We start from the raw sequence: 21753 nt of genomic DNA on the forward strand, positions 1-21753 counted from the left end.
CTATCCCTCTTCTGTTACCATCTGTGTGGCAAAACTAACCAGTTCTTCTTGCTTATTTGCTAAGTCCCCATTAACTACTTGATTTTCAATTGCAAACAAAACTTTGCCAAGCAATGGTCCTGGTTTGATGTGTGCCACTTTAATTAATTGGCCACCATCAATATTTAAGTCACTTTTATTTTTTATGGGTAAATTTTGATAAATATTTTTAATTTCATCGTTCTTAATCGTACCACCAAAGAAAATCGCAATCTTTTGAGCAGATAATGCGCGTTCAAGTCCAGCATCATAAACTACTTTTGGGGTTAATTGTTCTGCCAATATGGCCTCTATTACTTTTTGAATTTTCAATACATCAGTAATAATTTGATTTGACGTTTTCCAAGTTTTTAAGAAATGAGTGCTGCTTCCATTTTGTAGTCCAAATAAATACGTGATAAACGTCCAAACTTCTGTATCACTATCCAGACTAGGTAACTCTGATTCAGTTAATGACTGCAGCTCAGTACGATAGATATCCATTCCTGGGCAGTATCTGTACAAATCAGTATCGATAAACGCATCCAGACCAGCTTGAACCGTCTGACCCATAAACATTTTTTCTAATTCAACTCGAATTCGCTCCACTGCAATTTTTTCCAATAATGCAGAATTTTCTTCAATTCCAGTCAACGTGGCTGAATCAATTTTAAAATTTAATTGACTAGCAAAGCGGACGGCACGCATCATTCTTAGCGCATCTTCATGAAAACGTTCATAGGCTTCACCAACTGTACGAATCAGCTGATTGTCTAAATCCCGTAATCCATCGAACAAATCAATAATTTCACCAGTTTCTTTCATCGCTAGGGCATTGATGGTAAAGTCACGACGTTGTAAATCTTCCGATAAAGATCGGACAAAAGTTACTTCGTCTGGTCGCCTGAAATCTTGATAGCCGCTTTCGGTCCGAAATGTAGTTGTTTCGTAACCTTCTCCGTGATCTAAAATCATTACCGTCCCATGTTCAATGCCAGTATCCACGGTTCGTTTGAAAATCTTTTTTATTTCTTCAGGATATGCACTGGTTGCGATGTCAACATCATGAATGGGCTTGTTTAAAATTGTATCTCGCACACTGCCGCCAACAAAATAAGCCTCAAAACCAGCAGATTCGATTGCCTGCATGATGGGCCGAGCTTGTTCAAATTCAGTTGGTAAATTTTTAATTATCATAAAATATTTTCAAGACCTACAAATAATTCTTTTTCTGCTGAAATTTTTTCAACTGCCACAGCAACTCCACTCATAAATGAAACGCGGTCAAAACTGTCTTGGCGAATGGTCAAGCCTTCACCAGTTGAGCCAAACATCACTTGTTCATGAGCCACTAATCCAGGTAACCGGACAGCATGAATTGGAATTCCGTCATATGTTCCACCGCGGACACCAGGAATAGTTTCTTTTTCATCAGGATTACCTTGTTTGTGTGGTTTTCTGACTTTACTAATCAGCTTAGCAGTGTTCAATGCAGTACCACTTGGTGCATCAAGTTTTTGATCGTGGTGCATTTCAATAATTTCAACATCAGGCATGTATTTAGCTGCTTGTTGAGCAAATTGCATCAACAAGACGGCACTAATTCCAAAATTAGGTGCGATTAATCCACCCAATTGTTTGTTAGCTGCCAATGCTTGTAGCTCTGTAATCTGATCATCTTTCAAGCCGGTTGTCCCGACAACTGGAGAGTAGTTATGTTCAATTGCAAACTTAGTGTTTTCAAAGACAGTCGCTGGAATTGTAAAATCAACCCATACGTCAGCATCCACATCAATGTCATCAAGCTTGTCAAATACCTTTGTATTATCGGCTAACGGAGTCGCAGATGATTGTCCAGGCTGTCCATAGACTGCAACCAAATCAAAATCATCACGATCTTGAACCATTTTAACTGCATTTTGCCCCATTTTACCTGCATAACCAGCAATAATTACTTTTGTCATAATCTTCTCTCCATTCAAATAAATTCTCTATCAATCTTAACAGATTTTTCCGTCGAATTAAACGGTCTATTGTGGTCTTTCGCTGCGGGGTTTGCAGCGAGTTGTTTTTTACGTTATAGTTAAAGTAACTTTTTACGGTTTACTAATTTAAGGAGTGATGCTTTTGACTTCCCAATATCCGTTCCAATTACAATATGAAATGTATTTGAAAACGACCGAACTGGCTACCTCAACTCAAATTACTTATAGCCAAACTATCGTTAATTTTTTCAATTTTCTCACAGAATTTAATCCAGGTTTTGCACAAGATCCTTCAGTCAATAATATTTTTGACCGTGATGTATCTAACTATCTCGCCAACCTGCAAGAACAACAGTCTATTACTAATGGAAGTTACAATAAATTACTATCGCAACTAAATCATTACTTTAATTTTTTATTTAGTCATGACCTATCGACACAATTGCCCACCCTCAATTTGCATGGACAAACCAAACAAGTGAATATCAGTCATTCAACAAAATGGTTAACAATGCTATCAGAAATTTTACAAGACCATCAAATTCATGTATATACCAAAATGGTGTTGTTATTAAGTTCTAAAGGATATACCATACAGGAATTTATGCAGCCCGGATTTTATCAAGAGTTCAATCGATTATCCGTGACTGATCCAATCGAGCAAGCCTTTATACAAGGTTTTAACTCGTTTATCAAGCCAATCCAACAACGACAAAATTCACGTGACTTATTTTTAAAACAACGAGTTAATTTATCACAACCACTACTTTCAAATGCTGGTCTCCACAAATATTTAAGTAAAGATGAACAGTATCTTGCACTTGACTTAAGTCCTAAGAAACTACATCAGTCGTACTTGTTACAACAATTAATAAAGCTCAACGACCAACCGGACTCTGTTTTAATGGAGCAGTTAAAATTGGACCCGTCTTCGTTGGCGTACTACAAACATTTATCACAACAAAATCTATAATCCAGTCAGGAAAAGGAACCGTAATACAAAATAACTTTTTGTATTACGGTTCCTTTCATGTTTGAACATTTTTAATAATCAGTTCCAGCAATCAACTTAGATCGCTTATATCTCGTAATCTTCCAACATTAAGGCCATCTCAGCATCGTCTGGGACTAAGGCTACATATTTTCTTAACGTCTCTAACATCTGGTCAAATTGACCCATTTCTCGATAATAGTAGGTCGCCTGTCTCAAGAAATCTGGTTGATCGGTGAAAAATGGTTGTGCGGCTTCAAAATACTGACCAGCTAACTCTAATTTTTCTGTATGTTGGTAAGAAATAGCTAAATTCCAATACATTTGTGGATCAACTTCATCTTGTTCAATAATTGGTTTCAACAACTCCACATTGGCGGAGTACTGATTTTGTTTCAAGAGCCAATTGCTATATTTCAAGACAATTGATAAGTTCTCTGGATTAATTTGATAAGCATCTAACAAATATTCACCAACCAATTGCTCCTCATCCAAGTGACTCGCAACGCCAGCGGCATATTCGTACAAGTTTTCATTATACTCATCGACTCCCATACCTTCTTTGAGCGTCTGTAGCGCCTGCTCCTCATCATTATCTTGTTGATAAGCCTTAGCTAAGGGCTGATATAGTGTGGCGTACTGTGGGTCTTCTTCACGCAAATTTTCCAAGGTTTCAATAGCATCTTTGGTTTGCTTTAATTGTAATTGAGTAAAACCGGTTTGAAACTTAACGTCACTCGTTTGAAACTCTGGTTTAACCTGTTCCAAATACCCTAGTGCTTGTTCAAAATGGCCACGTTGAGCTTCTGCGGTACCAATTCTACCGGCTAAGTCAACTTGTGCAAAGGTAGTTTCACCTGATTTAATCAAGTCAAAATAATACGGAATGGCTTGCTCATATTGTCCCATCATGTAATAAAATTCTGCCAAGGCAAATAAGACGACGGGTTCATCCGGGGCAATTTCATACGCATTTAGCAACTTACGTTCTGAAACTTCAAATAACTCTTGTGTTTGGTATAAATCAGCTGCCACTAATAATGATTCCAAGTAAGCTGGTGAATCTTCATTGATTTGATCTAGATAAGATAAAGCTTCATCGCTTTCCCCTTCATCAATGGCAATATCAGCTAACGCTGTTCTTAATTGATCCTCATCAGGATATTTTTCTAATAATTTTAAATATGTTCTTCTAGATTGGTTCAAAAAACCAAGTCCATATAATTCTTCAGCAAGACTATATAAAGTATCATCGTCATCGTTTCTCAAGGCTAAAGCAAACGATTTTTTGGCGTCATCTAATTGACCACCGCTCAACTGATCTAACATTGTTTCTGAATAACTCATTTTGTTTCCACCTTTCCAACCTGAACAATCATACCAAACTATCTGCGTTCATGCAGTTAAATTCACTTTTTATCAAATCAAAAACACAAAAAAACCAGCATGAATAAATTCATACTGGCAGCATTGAAGTTGTTAAATACTATTTAACAGCGTCCTTTAAAGCCTTACCTGGCTTGAATGCTGGAACCTTGCTTGCAGGGATTTGGATTTCTTCCCCAGTTTGAGGATTGCGTCCTTTACGTGCAGCACGTTCACGTACTTCGAAGTTACCGAAGCCGATTAATTGAACCTTTTCACCTTTAGCTAAAGATGATTGAACTGAACCAAATACAGCATCTACTGCTGCAGTTGCGTCCTTCTTTGTTAAACCAGTTGCAGCAGCAACATCGTTAACTAATTCTGCTTTGTTTGCCATGTAATTTCACCTCCCAACCAAAATTATAGACATAAGGATCATCTATATTGCATGTTGATTTTGAGTGGTCCAAAACCAACGAAACAAAAACGGGTAACCGCACTTTATTTCAATGACTAGATTATCATACGAAATCAATACTGGCAAGGGTTTTAGTGTCTTTTTTTATTAAAAACGTCGAAAAATTAAGGAAGTTAACCATTTTTAATTGAAATGTAACAAAAAAGTACTTTTTTGTACGTTTAAATTGGTATACACGCCAGTCTTTCAACGTTTATAAGTTTCCTACTTTATTAAAAATTTTTAAAAATAATTAAAAACGTTCCAAAATGATTTCTCCATTTTGAAACGTTAGTAATTCATCAAAATATTTCTATTTTCTCGTCCGTTTAATCAAGTGAATTGGTGTTCCAGTAAAATCAAATGCTTTACGAATTTGGTTTTCTAAATACCTCTCATATGAGAAATGCATCAATTCAGTATCATTCATAAAAATGACAAACGTTGGGGGCTGAATAGCCACTTGAGTACCATAAAAGACTCTCAAACGTTTACCATTCTTACTTGGGGTCGGATTAGCAGCAATGGCATCCATCAAAACATCATTCAGAGTTGATGACTGAATGCGACGAGTATGATGGGTATAAACTTCTTTCACCAAATCAGGAATCTTAGTTAATCGTTGCTTAGTCATTGCAGACACAAACATAATTGGCGCATAGCTCAGATATTGAAATTCAAACCGAATCAGATTTTCAAAATCTTGCATCGTATGATTGTCTTTTTCAATCGTGTCCCACTTATTGACAATAATAATCACACCACGACCAGCTTCATGCGCATAGCCAGCAATTCGCTTGTCATGTTCCCGAATACCTTCTTCAGCATTCAAAACCACGAGCACAATGTCACTATTATCAATAGCGCGCATGGCTCTTAGCATCGCATAGTGTTCAGTATTTTCGTAAATCTTCCCACGTTTTTTGATTCCGGCGGTATCGACCATCGTAAACTTGTCACCATCTTCACTCGTAAACTGAGTGTCAATCGCATCACGGGTAGTGCCGGCAACATCAGATACAATCACCCGATTTTCACCTAAAATAGCGTTGACTAAGGATGATTTACCAACATTGGGACGACCAATTAAACTAAAGCGAATGCTATCATCTTTTTCAATAACACCTTCTTCAGGAAAGTTATCAATCACAGTATCCAACAAATCGCCAAGTCCAATGCCATGGGCACCAGAAATTGGATATGGATCGCCAAAACCGAGTGAATAAAAATCATAAACTTGCGAACGTAATTCAAAATTATCGACTTTATTCACAGCCAACACAACTGGCTTATTCGAGCGGTACAAAATTTGTGCTACTTGTTCATCCGCATCAGTCATGCCACTTTGAATATCAACCAAAAAGATAATCACGTCTGCTTCATCAATCGCAATTTCAGCTTGTTGCTTGATTTGTTCAACAAATGGCGCATTAGAAATTTCAATTCCACCAGTATCAATCAGGTTAAATTCTTTTCCAAGCCATTCACCATGTGCGTAAATTCGATCACGCGTTACACCGGGAGTATCTTCGACAATCGAGATTCGTTCACCGGCAATTCTATTAAAAATCGTTGATTTCCCAACATTAGGACGTCCAACGACTGCCACGACAGGGTTTGCCATGATATCACCTCATTTTATTGCAAAAATTAAGCCGGGAATCATCCCAGCCTAATTTAAAGTATTATTCGAATGTTGTTAGACTATTCTTTGTTATCATCTTTTAGAGCTTGTCCAGCAATTTCGCCGAGGGTAAAGCCAGTTTCTTCTTCAGGAGCATCTGAAGCCAAGTTACGTGATTGTGATGGCTTCTTTTCTTCAGTAGCTGGTTTTTCTTCCAATGCTTTGATTGAAAGACCAAGACGTTGATTTTCTGGATGTACTTCTAACACTTTAACTTGAACTTCTTGTCCAGGAGTTAAAGCATCAGCAGGTGTAGCGATATGGTTGTGTGAGATTTGTGAAATATGAACCAAACCTTCAACACCAGGGAACACTTCAACAAAGGCACCAAATGCAGTCAAACGCTTAACAGTACCTGTTAAGACACTACCTTCTGGAGCTTTTTCAGCGATATCATCCCAAGGTCCAGGCAATGTTTGCTTGATTGATAATGAAATTCGTCCACGTTCTTGGTCTACTGAAAGCACCTTAACGTTAACTTTTTGTCCATTTTCAAGTACATCTGAAGCTTTTTCAACACGGTCATATGAAATTTCTGACACGTGAACAAGTCCATCAACACCACCAAGGTCAACGAAAGCACCAAAGTTGGTCATACGAGCAACAGTACCTTCAACGATTGAACCAACTTCAAGAGTTGCGAACAACTTCTCAGCAGCTTCTTTACGTTGAGCTTGAACAATAGCCTTATGTGAAAGGATCAAACGATTTTCGCTTGGTTCAATTTCGATAATCTTAAATTCAAGTTCTTGACCTTTAAATTCATTTAAATCTTCAACAAAGTGATCTGTAATCATTGATGCAGGAACAAATCCACGCACACCAACTTCAACCACAAGTCCACCCTTAACAACTTGGCTAACGGTTCCTGTGATTGTTTCACCAGCATCAGCTTGTTTTTGAATTTCGTCCCAAACTTTACGTGATTCAAGACGACGATGTGATAGCAAGTAGCTACCATTTTCTTTGTCATTTCCAATTTTTGAAATAACTACCAAGTCTAATACATCCCCGACTTTAACTTCGTCTTTGACGTTTTCAACTGGCTTTGTTGATAATTCTTTTGCGGGAACAACCCCTTCAACACCGGCGCCCTCGATCCCAACAATTACTTGTCGGTCATCATCAATGGTAAGTACTTCACCCTTGACAACATCGCCAACATTTACTTCTTCTACGCTATTTAAAGCATCTAATAGGTCGTTTCTATCTTCATTTTCAGACATGAAAAATATTTCCTCCTTGCGACTCAACAGTACACATTTAATAATACCTAAAAACAACTGATAAAGCTAGTATTTAGCGTAATTCATCTTGTTTTTTTCTGATTATTTCACTAATTGCTTCAACAACTTGATTAATGTTTAATTTAGTTGTATCTAGCAAGATGGCGTCATCAGCCTGTTTTAATGGTGATACCTTGCGAGTTGAGTCTTTTTTATCTCGTAATTCAATTTCAGCTTGTAACTTATCTAATGGAGTCGTGATTCCTTTAGCGATGTTTTCATGGTAACGACGGAGTGCACGTTCATGTGCACTGGCAATCATAAAGACTTTGACATCTGCGTTGGGTAACACGGTTGTCCCAATGTCTCGTCCGTCCATCACAATGCCACCTTGGTCCGCGATGGTTTGCTGTTGTTTCACCAACTCTTCACGCACTGCACCAATGGCGGCGACGGTCGAAACATTGTTTGTGATTTCTGGTTGCCGAATGGCTTCAGTTATTTCTTGGTCACCAATAAAGACCCGCTGTACTGGATCTCCTGGTAAGAATTTAATTAACGTTTGCTGTGCGATGTTCGTCACAGCTGAATCATCCGTTAAATCAACTTTAGCTTCCAGCGCCGCCACGGTAATTGCCCGATACATGGCGCCAGTGTCACAGTAGACATAGCCAAATTTTTTTGCGACTAACTTAGCCACCGTACTTTTTCCAGCAGATGCTGGTCCATCAATTGCTACCTGTAATGCTTCTGTCATTGCCTATTCCGACTCCTATTTAACTCTGATTTGTTGGCCTGGCGTTAATGTTGCTCCGCTACTCAAGCCGTTTAGTTGATACAATTCATCAACTGAAATACCGTTGTTGACTGCGACCCGGTAAGCCCCTTGTCCAGATTCAACAGTCACGTACTTTTCATCTGCATTAGAACTGCTAGAACTCGAACTAGATGTCTTTTTTTCCGAACTAGCAGAAGCTTTTTTTGAGCTAGTAACTTTACTGTTTTCTACAGAAGTTTTAGCTGAACTGGCCGAACTCTTTTTTTTACTACTGGATGCACTGGCCACCTGCTCCGTATTACTTGGATGATTAAATGAATTTTGGTGATTCACCCAATAGATGATTGGTGTGGCAGCTAAAGCAATAATTACCACAATCAACAGCGTGGTGAACATTGTATGGTGTGAAGTTTGTTGCCGTCTTCTAGTTCTTGACAGGTTACCCTCTTGATCTTTATCTTGATCATCACTAAAAGTTTTTTCCCAAGGTTTTGTTTCTTTTTTCTGTTGGTCCTCCCGATTGTCACTCATCAAGCGTGCCCCCTTTGCATTTTCATTTACTTAATTGTATCATACCGCATTTTATTTTTACTTAAGATTTTACAAAATATAGTTGATTGAGTCTACTCTGCCAACTTTGGACGTTTGGTTTTATCGATGTTTTCTCAATTTTTTTCAATCCCAGTTGTTCAATGTTTAATGGATTATCGAAACCATCACAACAGCTCTCATTGTGAGTTAACAATTGTTCACCAAAATAATTCAAGATAACCGCCCGACGACACCCAGTTGTATTCACGTATTGTAGTAATTGGTCTAAATTATGGCGATTCTTTTGACGTTGCTGCTGAAAGATTTGAATAATCTGTTCCGTTTGTAAGTGCTGGGAGCGATAAAAGTCTAGTAAATCACCCACATCCCCCAACTGCTCCGCCTTAATTTGCCCAGACATAAAATCATTGACCACTGCATCACTAGGAATCGTCAAATCACTGAGATTAACTTGGATATACTCATCCCCTGGTGAATACAAAATGACCGCTAAACTTTGCTGACCATCGCGACCGGCCCGGCCAATTTCTTGCACATAATTTTCTAGGTTAGCGGGCACATGATAATGAATGACAAAGCGAATATCTTCTTTATCGATTCCCATCCCAAAGGCACTAGTAGCACAGATCACTTGGAGTTGATTGTTCATGAATTGATGTTGAATCTTGTAACGGGTGGTTTGACTCATCCCCGCATGATATGCTGCCACGTTCAGACCAGTTTGTTCTTGTAACCACTGTGCCACTTGGCTGGCTTGTTTTCGACTAGAAAAATAGACAATTCCAGCCCCACCTAACGTCTTCACTAACTGCAGTAATTGGGTTTGCTTGTCAGTTTGCGAGGTAGAAGTTTGGACGCTCAAAAAAATATTTGGGCGATTCACCGACTGTCGCACCACCGTGACTTGTCGCACCCTTAAACCTAATTTGATTAGAATGTCATCTTGCACTCGCTGCGTCGCAGTGGCGGTTAACATTAAGGTCACATCATGGGAAACGTCCGCTAACAGTGTTTTTAATAATAAGTACTGCGGCCGAAATTCAGGCCCCCACTGAGAGACACAGTGCGCTTCATCAATCACAATCATCGCAATCTTAATTTGCTTTAATTGCGCCATCACCTCTGGCTTGGTGATTGTTTCCGGTGAGGCAAAGATGTACTTGAAATGCGCTAAATGATTCATCGTAGCTTGTTGTTGAGCGCGGGTCTGAATTGAACTCAACATCGTCACCTGTTTTTCACCTAACTGACGTAACCGATTCACTTGATCTTGCATTAGAGACAATAACGGTGAAATCACAATCACGCTACCTGGTAAAATACGAGCTGGCAATTGATACAATAGGGTCTTGCCAGCGCCAGTTGGTAAAATAGCTAAGGTATCTTGGTGATTCAAAATTGCTTCAATCACCGGTTGTTGGCCTGGCCGAAAATCATCAAAGCCAAATTGTTGTTGTAAAACTTCATGTAATTGTTGCTCATTCATGACTGGTACTCCTCATAATCTGAAACAATCGAAAGTTAAAGAAATCTAGGTTCTTATCGCCACTCACATTTTGCACTTGCCAATCATCAATATTTCCAGCATATTGAGCGTCAAAATCCGCCAGTTGTTCCGCAGTTAGTAACCGCTGATATGGAAATTGAGGACCATCAAAAATAGCCGCTTCCAATAAGTGTTCGCGGACCGTGCTTAATTTCAAAAACCGTTGTTGTTCAATTTGTGCAATCGAATGATTCGCTACAAACAGTTGGTAGGTCACATAGCCACTATGACTCATCGGTGACTCAAGATGTAAGTCGGCAAATAACTGTTTTAATAACGTCGTTTGCTGATCAGCATATTGCATTAAACCGACAATTAAATCATTGGCCATAATCTCGCCATCAATTGACGGCAACTTTAGTTGTCCCGTTAACTGGTCAATCGACAAGCCGGGGCTGTCATGACCGACTAATAATTCCGTCATAAAGGTGGCTTCGGTTTCACTTAAGGTACCTAAAAAACCGGTTAACTCGTCCTTAAAATCTTGAATAATGGCCGCTGATTTGTTGGCAGCAAACCATCGCTTTACGTACCTGAGTTCATGATCTTCAAACGAAATCGGCGCATATTTGGCATTTTCATAACTAAACTCCGAAATCACCTGACTGGCAAACATCAGCCGTGGCCAGGCAGCATTCACTTGATAATTTAAATAGTCACTGGTAAACCGTGGTTGGTAGTGCTGGCTCAAGAATTGGGCTTGCGCTGCTTTTCCCTGGGACGTTAATAAAATAAATTGATTATCCAGCTGTAGCAGTCCATCGTCTTGCATTTGGCGTAATTGCCCATCAAAATCAGCGCGCACTAATTGGCGGTCGCTACCGAGCCAATTTAAAATACCATAACGAAGTCCCCAAAATAACGTCGTCACTGTATGGCGATTGGTTAAGATATTCTCAATCACGCGCATCCGTCGTGGCTGTTGATCTGATAATAATGTAATTAAATAAGTGTCCACGATAAACTTCCTTGTCTTTAAGTATCGATGACCGAGACCATCGGCTAATTAAATCCGTCCAAATAAAAATTATCCAGCTTTTACACTGAATAATTTACTTTATACTATTAAGTTATGCGAGTTAACGGTTGGCGTCAAGGAATTTATTTGGCCGTCCGTTTCCCTAGCCAGTGGTTTAAACGTGTCGCCACAAACCAAAAGACCACCCCAACCACAATTCCCTTGATGATATTAAATGGAACTACGCCAAACAAGACCATTTGGGCCAGTGGAATTGATAATTTCATCCCAAACACAGCCATATACACCGGAATAATCACTAACCAATCTAGTAACGACATGATTACCGTCATGGTGAGGGTACTACTAATCACACCCCAACTCATCTTCTTTTTCATCGACCAGTCACGGCCCAAGAAGTAGTGATAAGGGATAATCAACGTGAGCGAAGCTAAGAAATTGCTCCCCACGCCAATCAATTCGCCTAATGACATTCCATAAATAATGGCATGTAGGAGACACTTAATCGCGGCAATACAAACTGCCCCAATTGGTCCATAAATGACTAAACCTAATAACACCGGAATATCTGAAAAATCAATTTTCAAAAACGGTGTGATTGGAATAATCGGAAATTCAATAAACATGAGGACAAAAGCCATCGCACCTAACAGTGCCATCATGACTAATTTCCGGACATTGAACTCTTTGCTGTTGCTCATCATAAAAACCTCCGTGGAGGCCATCTTCACGATTGACGTTCGAAAAGAAAAACCGCAAATCAAATAAGATTTACGGCTATTAATTAGCGAAAATCTTCTTTATACCAGACTCTACTGTCGGCACTCGGAATTCCACCGAGTTCAGCTGCACATAATGCAGGTCGCGGGCTATTACCGCCGGTCGGGAATTACACCCTGCCCTGAAGACGAACCTATTAAATTTTTTTGGCGTACTCACATACGCTTCAGTTGCATTGTATCAAATGATTTTGTAACCTTCAATACTTTTGTACCAAAAGTTATTCAGTTGTCCCTGTTTGCTTTCTCAGTTCTAGCACTTCACTCGTTCGAAGTGGGCGATATTGGCCACTAGGCACGCCTTGTAAATTCAAAAAGCCATAAGATTCCCGATGAAGTTTGATGACTTCGTGGCCAACCGCTTTCAGCATTTTCTTAACTTGATGATTGCGCCCTTCATGAATGGTTAATTGTACTAACGACGTCTTTTTTGAGGTATCGGTATCGAGTAACTTTGTTTTGGCCGGTTTAGTTTTCCGTCCATCCACTTTGACCCCAATCCGTAACTGTTTCATTTCTTCATTACGAATAATACCTTGGACCTTAGCAACATAGGTTTTTTCAAATTCAAACCGTGGATGTGTGAGTTTGTTCGCCATTTCCCCATCGTTGGTCAACAGTAACAGACCGGTTGTATCATAATCTAATCGTCCGACTGGGTAAACACGAGTAGTGACGGTGTCGGCCAAGATATCGACCACCGTCTTTCGACCCTTATCATCTTTCGCTGATGAGATCACGCCGCGTGGCTTATTAAGCAGGTAATACACCAACTTAGCATGATTTAACGGAATGCCATCGACACTTACCTGGTCGTGCACACCGACTTTAATTCCTTGTTCCGTCACTGTTTCGCCGTTAACTTGGACGTGGCCTTCTGCAATCAAGACTTCTGACTTTCTACGTGATGCCACGCCGGCCTCAGCCATTACTTTTTGTAGTCGTTCCATGTTGTTCTCCTTCGCGTTGCCGCTTTTCAAATGCTTGTAAAAATAAATTGCCAGACATCTCTTCTGGGTCAATGTCGGTTTGTTCGCTCAATGGGGGTAATTGTTCTAAGGCATGTAAGCCAAAATAATCTAAGAAATAACTACTTGTAATATACAAGAACGGACGGCCTGGGGCATTTAGTCGACCATTTTCTTCAATTAAATTTTGTAAGACGAGCTTTTGCACGGTGGCGGAACTCTGCACACCGCGAATTTCATCAATTTCTAAGCGGGTAATTGGTTGCCGGTACGCTATAATTGCCAATACTTCTAATGAAGCTTGCGACAATGGCGTACTCAATGGCACTTCAAAATAACGCTTAATGATTGGCGACAATTCTTGTTTCGTTGCCAAGCGATAGGTTTGATCACTATTTAATAAAATTAAGGCTGAATCATTATCTTCCGCATATTTTTCCGCTAATTTATCCAACATTAAACTAATTGCTGGTCGCATAAACCCAGTAATTTGCTCAATATCAGTCACAGTGATGCCCTCATCACCACTAATGAATAATAGTCCCTCAATCTTCTCCAAATTGGTCATCGTTATACTCCTCACTCTTTGGTCCGACAGCAAGTGTCAAAGGGCCAAACGTGTCATCTTGATTAATTAATATTGCTTGATGCTTAGAAAGCTCCAGAATTGCAAAAAAGGTGGTCACCAAATCTTCAACCGTCACTTGATCTTCAAACAAATCTTCGAAATTCTGGGTACCGGTAATCACTTGTTGTAAGACCGTCTTGATTCTGGCTGAAATACTTTCGGCCTCACCTTGGACCGTCTGATTCAGCGGTTGATTAATTTGTTTACGTTTCAAAACTTTATCAAAGGCGGCTTGTAATTGTTGAATGGTGACCCCTGGTGCTAATTTAGAACTAACCACTCCGGCAGGAATCCCCATCGCCTGTCGCGTATATTCTTGCTGGCGCAATTCTTCTTTTTCTTTGAGTTGCTGCGCTGCTTGTTTATAACGTTTATATTCAATTAATTGATCCACTAATTCTTGTCGTGGATCAACTAGTTCTTCATCGTCGACAAATTCATCTTCCACTGGTTCGTTTGGCAATAACATCCGACTCTTAATCGACATTAAAGTGGCCGCCATTACTACATATTCGCCTGCCACTTCGAGTTGGTTTTCTTTCATATTATGCAAGTAATCCAAGTATTGGCCAGTGATATCACTGATTTGAATATCGTAAATATCCATCTCTGAACTACGAATTAAATGCAGCAATAAATCCAGTGGTCCTTCAAAATCGCTAACTTTAATCGTTGGCTGGCTGATTGGCGAGAGATTGTCATCATTGGCCATGTTGCATTCGCCTCCAATTAGTCACGATGGGTTGTGTCTCCAACGTGCCCATCAATCGCTTGCCTGGGTACTTGTCGCTAATCGCACTTAATAAGCCAAAAATATCACGACCAGTCCGGTTAGTCGGGGTAAATGATAAACGGCGAATTAAGACATAATCTTCACCGACTTCACAACAGCCGATGCCAATAAAATGATCATCTTCATCGCGCCACAAATAAACCGGCCGACTTTCACTCTTTAAATGCCATTGCATTTCTTGTTGAAGTCGAGCCAGCGGTTTTAATTCTGGTACAAACGAAAGCAGTCCCATTGCAATTTTTTCGTAATCACTACGATAGTTTACTAGCATTGAATTGCTCCTTTAAATTTCTTCAGTTTATTTTATCATTTTACGCCCGTGGATGAAATTGTTTATAAACTTCCGCCAATCGTTTTTGCGAAATGTGGGTGTAAATCTGGGTGGTAGAAATATCGGCATGACCTAATAATTCTTGGACCACCCGTAAATCAGCCCCATTTTCCAAAATATGGGTTGCAAATGAATGGCGTAAAGTATGCGGCGTGACATTCTTGGTAATTCCAGCCTTCACCACAATGGCTTTCAAATTTTTCCAAATGCCTTGCCGAGTCAATTGCCGGCCATGAGCATTCAAGAAAACATATTTACTCGATTGTTGTTTCAATAAGGTTTCCCGGGCGCCATTTAAATATTTCTGTAACCAGTCAATCGCCACTTCGCCAATCGGAATAATCCGTTCTTTATCACCTTTTCCCAGTGGCTGAATTAGTCCCATTTCTAAATGCAACTCATCCATCGATAAATTGATTAATTCACTAACTCGCAAACCCGTTGCATACATGACCTCTAAAATCGTTCGGTCACGAATCCCGAGTGGCTTGGAAACGTCTGGCACGGCTAGCAAGCGTTCAACTTCTTCACTAGTTAAGACTTGTGGTAAATGTTGGGCCCCTTTAGGTGGATCAATATGCACCATTGGATTGGCTTCAATTTTTTCTTCATTGGTTAAGTACGAAAAAAACTGGCGTAATGTCGACACTAAATGCGCCACTGAACTTTTAGCCTTTTTTTCGTCTTGCAACTTAGCCAAATAGTTCAGCACGTCATAGCGATCAACTTTATCCCAGCTAGTAATTTTTTGTTCGGTTAGAAATTCTGAAAAGGCAACTAAGTCTTGTTTATAGCTAATAATCGTATTTTCGACTAACCCTCGTTGAATTCGTAAATAATGCAAATAATCTTGCAATATATCATTCATCGATTATTCTCCGTCTGATTTGTTTAATAACCTTAATTCACCATCAACTTGTTCCACCAAGCGTTGTTTTAATAAATTACCAATCGCCCGCTTGAATTGGCCCTTACTGATGCCAAAGACATCCCGAATCGTTTCTGGATCACTTTTATCGGTGTAAGGAATTGAATTGGTTCCAGAATGTTCCATCATTGCGACTAACATCTGGGCGTCTTCAGGAATAGCTTCATAAGCCCGTGGTTTCATCGATAAATTCAAGGTGCCGTCTGGACGAACACCGATGACCCGTACTTTAACTTGCTGACCGAGTCGAGGTTCCACATCCCGTTCGCTCGGGTGAATAAAGCCTAGATAATATTCGTCAGTCAACACCAACGTACCGACCATTTTTAAGCGATAAACGGTGGCAGTCATATCCACGTTCTTTAAATGATCATCCGCACGGTTGGCGATGGCCGTATACATCTCTTCATCGGCTAATTGGCCCCACATCCGGTCATGATTATCAAACTTCAAGCCAATCATCAACTTATCACCTTGTTGAGGCCACAATGGCTTAACAGTAGGTAATTCATCCAATGAGACAACTACATCCTTATTAGCTAAACCAATATCCACAAACACACCTAAATCACGACGAACGGCCACAACCGTCCCGTAAGCGAAATGTTCGCGGCGAACTTCCGGAATTTTGGTTGTCATTTGGAGTTGATGATCTTCATTTTCATAAACAAAACCCTTGACCATCCCTCCAATGTGGAGTTCTTTGTCCATTTCCTGCTTGGGTAATTTGTATGTTTCACCGTCAATCTGTACAAAGTAATTGTCGTCATTATCGTCAATCATTTTGGCAGTGACAATATTTCCTAAATTTGGATTCATTATTTTTCCTCGAGATTCTTATATTCCATATCGTTATTCATTTTACACGTAAACAACTGAATATGAAAGCAGCTAACGTAGATACTTCTATTCAGGCGCTATTTTACTCCAAAAAAACTGACTAACATTAGTGGTGAATCATAATTCGACGGAATTATGATTCACCACTTTTCCTTTTTTGTTAAAGTGGTAATGAAGTTGACATGTCGAGGTTCTATTTGGCGCACCTTCTGGTGACGTCGTAAAAAAAACTGGCAACTTCATTTGGTTCACAAATTAACTCGCTCGAAGTTTGTTGGCTATTTAAAGTTGTGTATTGAAAATTGAGATGAGTGAATCAGTGAATACAACTTTCATAAAGGTGGTAGTTAGTCATGGATATCGTATTTGGTATTGATGTAAGTAAGCACAGCTACAATGTAGCAATTTTGATTGAACAAAAGGTTTACAAAGAATTCAGAATTCAAAACGACCGGCCTGGGTTTGAAATTCTTGAAGATGAGCTAGATGGCTTAACATCACCACAGATAATTTTTGAATCTTCAGGAATCTATTCTCGCAGTATACGTGCTTTTCTGATCCGTAACGGTTGGCAATATACAGAAATTAATCCTTTAGCAGCTAAGAAGGATATGGATAGTTTTCGCCACAATAAGAATGACCGATTAGATGCAGTTTCATTGGCAATGGCGATGTCACAACATCACTACAAGCCAACATTTCAGGAACAACCAGTTTATTCAGAACTGCATGATTTAGAACGGACATATCAAGAGCTGAATGAAGATATTGTTAGGGCTAAGAATCGATTACATCAAAAACTACAACTGGCTTTCCCCGAAATTGAACGATTCTCAAGTGTCACCGATGGTGCATTGTATTGGCACATCGTTCAGCAGTTTCCACATCCATCTCTGGTTTTAGAAATGGGAATTACCGAACTGGCTCGGCTAATTCTTGAAGCGACACCTAAGAATATGGGTGAACGTCGTTCGCTCGTTCTAGCCCAGCACTTACAAGATTTGGCATATAATTCAGCTCCAGCTGTTGAAAACTGCACACATGCCGTCCAAGCTGTAATTTATTTAGCCGGACAAGTAGAACGACTCGATACTTTGAAGAAGAAAACGATTGACGAAATGACTGAAATTTCAGCTAATCTTCAGGAAATTACCATTCTACAATCGATTCCAGGAATTGGTATTAAAACAGCAGTATGTTTGGTGGCTGAATTGGGCGATATCCGCAGATTTAGAAAACCTAATGCGATTAATGCTTATATCGGAATTGACTTAATTCAATATCAATCTGGGGACTTTGAAATGGGACAGCACATCAGGAAGCGTGGGAATACCTACGCTCGTAAAATACTTTTCAAAGCTGTACTGAATATAGTGAGTGTCTCAAGATATCATCCTAGTAACATTAGTCTGTTCTATCAAAGAAAAAAGCAATCTTCCGGTGACATTCACACCAAGAAGATTGCCGTAGCTGCGATGGGAAGGCTCAATCGAACCATCTACCACCTCATCAAAAATAATGAATTTTATGATCCTATGAAGTTCACGCCAGAACTGTAGATCATTATCCATTCAAGTTCATTATAGAATCTCAAAAATTAGGAATACTAGGGATGTTTATTTCGTGTATACTCAATTTAATTAATCATTTTCAGCCCATATACGTTATTGGATAGGCCTGTAGCCATGCTTTATTAAAATCATAACCGCCCGTAAAACGGGTGGTTTGTTCATGGGCTATAAGCCCTATGTACTTGCCAGCGTCTCAAGGCGCTGGCTTTTTATTTCATCAAAGCCAATTGAATGCATTTGTCACTTTTACCACCACTTTAAGTGGCGACGTTATTACTTACCTGGAACCCTTAAAAGGGTCTTCATATTCTTTAACACTTAATTTATCTACTGCTTGATCATGTTTTTCTTGATCTCTAATATATTTTGTTATGGTTGCCTCATTCAAACCAACTGTACTAACATAATATCCTTCTGACCAGAAATGCCTGTTTCCAAATTTATATTTTAAATTCGCATGTTGGTCAAACATCATTAACGCACTTTTGCCCTTCAAGTATCCCATAAAGTTTGAAACACTTAATTTGGGTGGAATACTGACCAACAGGTGTACATGATCTGGCATCATGTGTCCTTCAATTATTTCAACACCTTTGTACTGGCATAACAGCCTAATATCGTTTTGTATATCCTTCCGATATTGATTATAAATGATTTTTCTTCTACACTTTGGTGTGAATACGATATGGTACTTGCAATACCATTTTGTGTGCGCAAGACTATTAAGTTTATTCGCCATATTTAATGCTCCCTTTCGATTTTTTATGTTGGCTTCGACACCTTCATTCTAAATCTGATGGGGGCATTTTTGTATAACCCATTTGCTCTCCACCCGCATAGCAGGTGGTTTTTTGTTTCGCACAGTTGACGTGCTCAACCAGGTCTAAAGACGCAATAAAAAACCATTAGATCAAGGTTTCCCTTGACTAATGGTAGAAAAATAGAACCTCGAAAGGTCCTATTTTGTCATCAATAATCAAAGTGATTATTCGATGGTTTGGATACGCATCATGTTAGTTGTACCTTCCTTACCAACAGGGAAGCCAGCAACAACGATAATCTTTTCGCCAGTAACAGCAAAGCCAAATTCTTTAGCCTTTGTTGATGCTTCGGCAAATAAATCATCCATGCTCTTTGGTGTTTCAACTTGGAATGGTTGAACTGCCCAGTTGACAGTCAATCCACGTTGAGTACGTTCGTCAAATGTAAGTGCTAAGATGTTAGCATTTGGACGATATTTTGAAATCATACGAGCAGTATAACCTGAACGAGTTGCAGCAACGATAGTCTTGATACCAAGAGCATCGGCACTTAAAGCAACTGATGAACCAATTGCTTCTGTAACGTCAGCAGTATTGAAGTCAAATACTTCAGTACCGAATTCGTCTAATTCGTTTTCAGATTTTTCGTCGATACGAGCCATAGTTGCAACAGATTCTACTGGGTAGTCTCCGTTAGCACTTTCACCTGAAAGCATTGTTGCATCAGTACCATCAAAGACAGCGTTAGCAACGTCAGATGCTTCGGCACGTGTAGGACGTGGGTTTTCTTGCATTGAATCAAGCATTTGGGTAGCAGTAATAACTGGCTTACCTAATAAGTTACACTTGCGAATCAATGATTTTTGAGCTGAAGTAACATTTTCAACTGGAATTTCAACACCCATGTCTCCACGAGCAATCATAAGACCTTCTGAAACTTCCATGATTGAATCAATGTTGTCGATACCTTCTTGTGATTCGATCTTAGGGAAGATTTGAACATGACCCATGTTCTTTTCTTCAAGTAAGGCACGAATATCAAGAACGTCTTGTGGCTTACGTACAAATGAAGCAGCAATAAAGTTGATTTCGTTATCTAAACCGAAACGGATATCGCTAGCATCTTTTTCAGTAATACCTGGAAGGTTGATAGAAACACCAGGTGCGTTAACACCCTTACGTGAACCTAACAAACCATGGTTTTGAACTGTAACAACAAGTTCTTTGTTAGCAGCATCTTTATCGTCGATTAACATGTCAATCAAGCCATCATCGAATAATACGTGTCCACCAACTTGAACGTCGTCAAACAATCCAGGATAAGTGACAGCAATCTTGTCGTGAGTTCCTTCAAGACTATCATCCATTGAAATGCGAAGCTTGTCGCCAATGTTGAATTCAATCTTACCTTCTGCTTGAACAGTAGTACGAATTTCAGCACCCTTAGTATCAAGCATTAGTCCAACTTTAACGCCGGTAATTTCTTCGGCTTTATGAACATTTGTGATACGGCCAAGGTGTTCTTCGTGATCACCATGTGAGAAGTTGAAACGGAAAATGTTTGCTCCTGATTCAATCAACTTTACAATTGTATCTACATCGCTACTGGCAGGACCAAGTGTACTAACAATCTTGGTTTTCTTCATAAGTAAAATCTCTCCTTTGAGTTATCCGGACAAATGTATGTCCTTTTTGTACAAATGCTAGTTTATCACTTTTTAAAAACGGTGTCTTGTGTTTATGTCAAGTTTCACAAATGTAAACGATACCATTGACAAATTAGTGACTTTTATTAAAAAATGCTCATTTTTTCGTGCCTGTCCATCGAAAAAACTTACGATTTCAATTAGTCTAAAATGCTAAAGCCCAAACTTGAAATATCCTTATCAAATCCCTTAACCGTATCTACAGAAACTTGATATGAAGACTTACCAACTTTACCTAACTTAGCTAAAATTGCTGGTGGCACCGTAATCACGTCGACTCCCATATCTTGTGCCTGATAAACATTAATTACTTCACGAGTTGAAGCCCATAATAGTTTGGCATTTGGATGTGGCTTAGTTAATTCAACGCTTTGCTTCACAAATTCAGTAGGATCTTGACCAGTATCAGCCACCCGTCCAACAAAAATTGATACCAAGGCAGGAACATCGTCATCCAAATTATCAACAGTTTGTTGTACCTGTTCAATAGTAGAAATTGCCGTGACGTTTACTTTAATGCCCGCATGTGACAAATCGTGAATCAATGGTGCGTTACTAGTTCCGTCTGCCAACAAAATTGGAATTTTAACAAAGACATTATCGCCCAATGCTGAAATAATGGCGGCTTCTTTTTTCATGGTTTCATTATCATGACCAAAAACTTCAAATGAAATGCCGTAATCTGGCAATTCCTTGATTGCGTTTTTAGCGAATTCGAGGTAATTAGTGATGCCTGCTTTTTTCATTAATGATGGGTTAGTTGTAAACCCAGTCACGTAATCACGTTTGGCATCTGTGAGCATATCGTTAATATCTGCTCCATCTGAATATACTTCAATATCGAATTTTGATTCCATAATATAAAAT

22 protein-coding genes and 1 riboswitch are annotated in these 21753 nt (G+C 39.3%); of the genes, 2 read left to right on the forward strand and 20 right to left on the reverse strand.

What is annotated here, in order from left to right:
* Both F0161_RS05950 and dapB read right to left on the reverse strand, forming a co-directional pair.
* On the reverse strand, nucleotides 1–1215 hold the full coding sequence (locus F0161_RS05950) for a CCA tRNA nucleotidyltransferase (RefSeq protein ID WP_150204006.1): 1215 nt from the start codon (nucleotides 1213–1215) through the stop codon (nucleotides 1–3).
* Nucleotides 1212–1982 (reverse strand): 4-hydroxy-tetrahydrodipicolinate reductase, encoded by a 771-nt coding sequence (gene dapB / locus F0161_RS05955; RefSeq protein ID WP_150204007.1) that lies wholly within the window; start codon nucleotides 1980–1982, stop codon nucleotides 1212–1214. Before dapB ends, F0161_RS05950 begins: the two co-directional genes overlap by 4 nt.
* A 163-nt stretch (nucleotides 1983–2145) precedes the next feature.
* On the opposite strand from dapB, the gene F0161_RS05960 reads away from it, so the two are divergent.
* Nucleotides 2146–2976 (forward strand): site-specific integrase, encoded by an 831-nt coding sequence (locus F0161_RS05960; RefSeq protein WP_170175898.1) that lies wholly within the window; start codon nucleotides 2146–2148, stop codon nucleotides 2974–2976.
* A gap of 105 nt (nucleotides 2977–3081) precedes the next feature.
* Here F0161_RS05960 and F0161_RS05965 read toward each other — a convergent pair whose 3' ends face one another.
* From F0161_RS05965 to F0161_RS06035, 15 genes are all read right to left on the reverse strand, one after another.
* A complete protein-coding gene (locus F0161_RS05965; protein WP_150204008.1) occupies nucleotides 3082–4341 on the reverse strand; it encodes a tetratricopeptide repeat protein in 1260 nt (419 codons plus the stop codon).
* Between the two features lie 139 nt (nucleotides 4342–4480).
* Complete coding sequence (locus tag F0161_RS05970) at nucleotides 4481–4756, reverse strand: HU family DNA-binding protein (protein WP_137601315.1); 276 nt, start codon at nucleotides 4754–4756, stop codon at nucleotides 4481–4483.
* 373 nt (nucleotides 4757–5129) lie between these two features.
* Nucleotides 5130–6440, reverse strand: a complete 1311-nt coding sequence (gene der, locus F0161_RS05975; protein ID WP_137601314.1) for a ribosome biogenesis GTPase Der — start codon at nucleotides 6438–6440, stop codon at nucleotides 5130–5132.
* Nucleotides 6441–6520: 80 nt separating this feature from the next.
* Nucleotides 6521–7726 carry a 30S ribosomal protein S1 gene (gene rpsA, locus F0161_RS05980; protein ID WP_150204009.1) on the reverse strand — a complete coding sequence of 402 codons (1206 nt, stop codon included), beginning with the start codon at nucleotides 7724–7726 and terminating at the stop codon, nucleotides 6521–6523.
* Nucleotides 7727–7799: 73 nt separating this feature from the next.
* On the reverse strand, nucleotides 7800–8483 hold the full coding sequence (gene cmk / locus F0161_RS05985) for a (d)CMP kinase (protein WP_150204010.1): 684 nt from the start codon (nucleotides 8481–8483) through the stop codon (nucleotides 7800–7802).
* Between the two features lie 15 nt (nucleotides 8484–8498).
* A complete protein-coding gene (locus tag F0161_RS05990) occupies nucleotides 8499–9035 on the reverse strand; it encodes an SAG1386/EF1546 family surface-associated protein (RefSeq protein ID WP_150204011.1) in 537 nt (178 codons plus the stop codon).
* A gap of 61 nt (nucleotides 9036–9096) precedes the next feature.
* Nucleotides 9097–10542 carry a RecQ family ATP-dependent DNA helicase gene (locus F0161_RS05995; RefSeq protein ID WP_150204012.1) on the reverse strand — a complete coding sequence of 482 codons (1446 nt, stop codon included), beginning with the start codon at nucleotides 10540–10542 and terminating at the stop codon, nucleotides 9097–9099.
* Nucleotides 10535–11560 carry a helix-turn-helix domain-containing protein gene (locus tag F0161_RS06000; RefSeq protein WP_150204013.1) on the reverse strand — a complete coding sequence of 342 codons (1026 nt, stop codon included), beginning with the start codon at nucleotides 11558–11560 and terminating at the stop codon, nucleotides 10535–10537. Before F0161_RS06000 ends, F0161_RS05995 begins: the two co-directional genes overlap by 8 nt.
* Before the next feature lie 143 nt (nucleotides 11561–11703).
* Nucleotides 11704–12285, reverse strand: a complete 582-nt coding sequence (locus F0161_RS06005) for an ECF transporter S component (protein WP_318635326.1) — start codon at nucleotides 12283–12285, stop codon at nucleotides 11704–11706.
* A gap of 85 nt (nucleotides 12286–12370) precedes the next feature.
* A riboswitch (FMN riboswitch) is annotated at nucleotides 12371–12494 on the reverse strand.
* Between the two features lie 87 nt (nucleotides 12495–12581).
* Entirely contained in the window at nucleotides 12582–13310 is a 729-nt protein-coding gene (locus tag F0161_RS06010) for a pseudouridine synthase (RefSeq protein WP_150204014.1), read from the reverse strand.
* Nucleotides 13282–13896 (reverse strand): SMC-Scp complex subunit ScpB, encoded by a 615-nt coding sequence (gene scpB / locus F0161_RS06015; protein ID WP_190318837.1) that lies wholly within the window; start codon nucleotides 13894–13896, stop codon nucleotides 13282–13284. Before scpB ends, F0161_RS06010 begins: the two co-directional genes overlap by 29 nt.
* A complete protein-coding gene (locus tag F0161_RS06020; RefSeq protein ID WP_150204015.1) occupies nucleotides 13874–14668 on the reverse strand; it encodes a segregation and condensation protein A in 795 nt (264 codons plus the stop codon). Before F0161_RS06020 ends, scpB begins: the two co-directional genes overlap by 23 nt.
* Nucleotides 14658–15020, reverse strand: coding sequence for a reductase (locus F0161_RS06025; RefSeq protein WP_137601305.1), 363 nt, complete (start codon nucleotides 15018–15020; stop codon nucleotides 14658–14660). Before F0161_RS06025 ends, F0161_RS06020 begins: the two co-directional genes overlap by 11 nt.
* 40 nt (nucleotides 15021–15060) lie before the next feature.
* On the reverse strand, nucleotides 15061–15948 hold the full coding sequence (gene xerD, locus F0161_RS06030; RefSeq protein WP_150204016.1) for a site-specific tyrosine recombinase XerD: 888 nt from the start codon (nucleotides 15946–15948) through the stop codon (nucleotides 15061–15063).
* 3 nt (nucleotides 15949–15951) lie between these two features.
* Nucleotides 15952–16827 (reverse strand): CvfB family protein, encoded by an 876-nt coding sequence (locus tag F0161_RS06035; protein WP_137601303.1) that lies wholly within the window; start codon nucleotides 16825–16827, stop codon nucleotides 15952–15954.
* 374 nt (nucleotides 16828–17201) lie between these two features.
* Between F0161_RS06035 and F0161_RS06040 the strand changes: the two genes are divergently transcribed.
* Nucleotides 17202–18407, forward strand: coding sequence for an IS110 family RNA-guided transposase (locus F0161_RS06040; protein ID WP_150204017.1), 1206 nt, complete (start codon nucleotides 17202–17204; stop codon nucleotides 18405–18407).
* Nucleotides 18408–18696: 289 nt separating this feature from the next.
* Here F0161_RS06040 and tnpA read toward each other — a convergent pair whose 3' ends face one another.
* The 3 genes from tnpA to F0161_RS06055 all read right to left on the reverse strand — a co-directional run bounded on the left by tnpA (nucleotide 18697) and on the right by F0161_RS06055 (nucleotide 21743).
* Nucleotides 18697–19158: an IS200/IS605 family transposase gene (tnpA, locus tag F0161_RS06045; protein WP_150204018.1), complete on the reverse strand. Its 462-nt coding sequence runs from the start codon at nucleotides 19156–19158 to the stop codon at nucleotides 18697–18699.
* A 246-nt stretch (nucleotides 19159–19404) separates the two neighbouring features.
* Nucleotides 19405–20826, reverse strand: a complete 1422-nt coding sequence (pyk, locus tag F0161_RS06050) for a pyruvate kinase (RefSeq protein WP_137602695.1) — start codon at nucleotides 20824–20826, stop codon at nucleotides 19405–19407.
* A 200-nt stretch (nucleotides 20827–21026) separates the two neighbouring features.
* Entirely contained in the window at nucleotides 21027–21743 is a 717-nt protein-coding gene (locus tag F0161_RS06055; protein WP_137602694.1) for a transaldolase, read from the reverse strand.
* Nucleotides 21744–21753 lie beyond the last annotated feature (10 nt).

The sequence above is a fragment of the Paucilactobacillus nenjiangensis genome (assembly GCF_008632615.1).
Taxonomy (GTDB): domain Bacteria; phylum Bacillota; class Bacilli; order Lactobacillales; family Lactobacillaceae; genus Paucilactobacillus; species Paucilactobacillus nenjiangensis.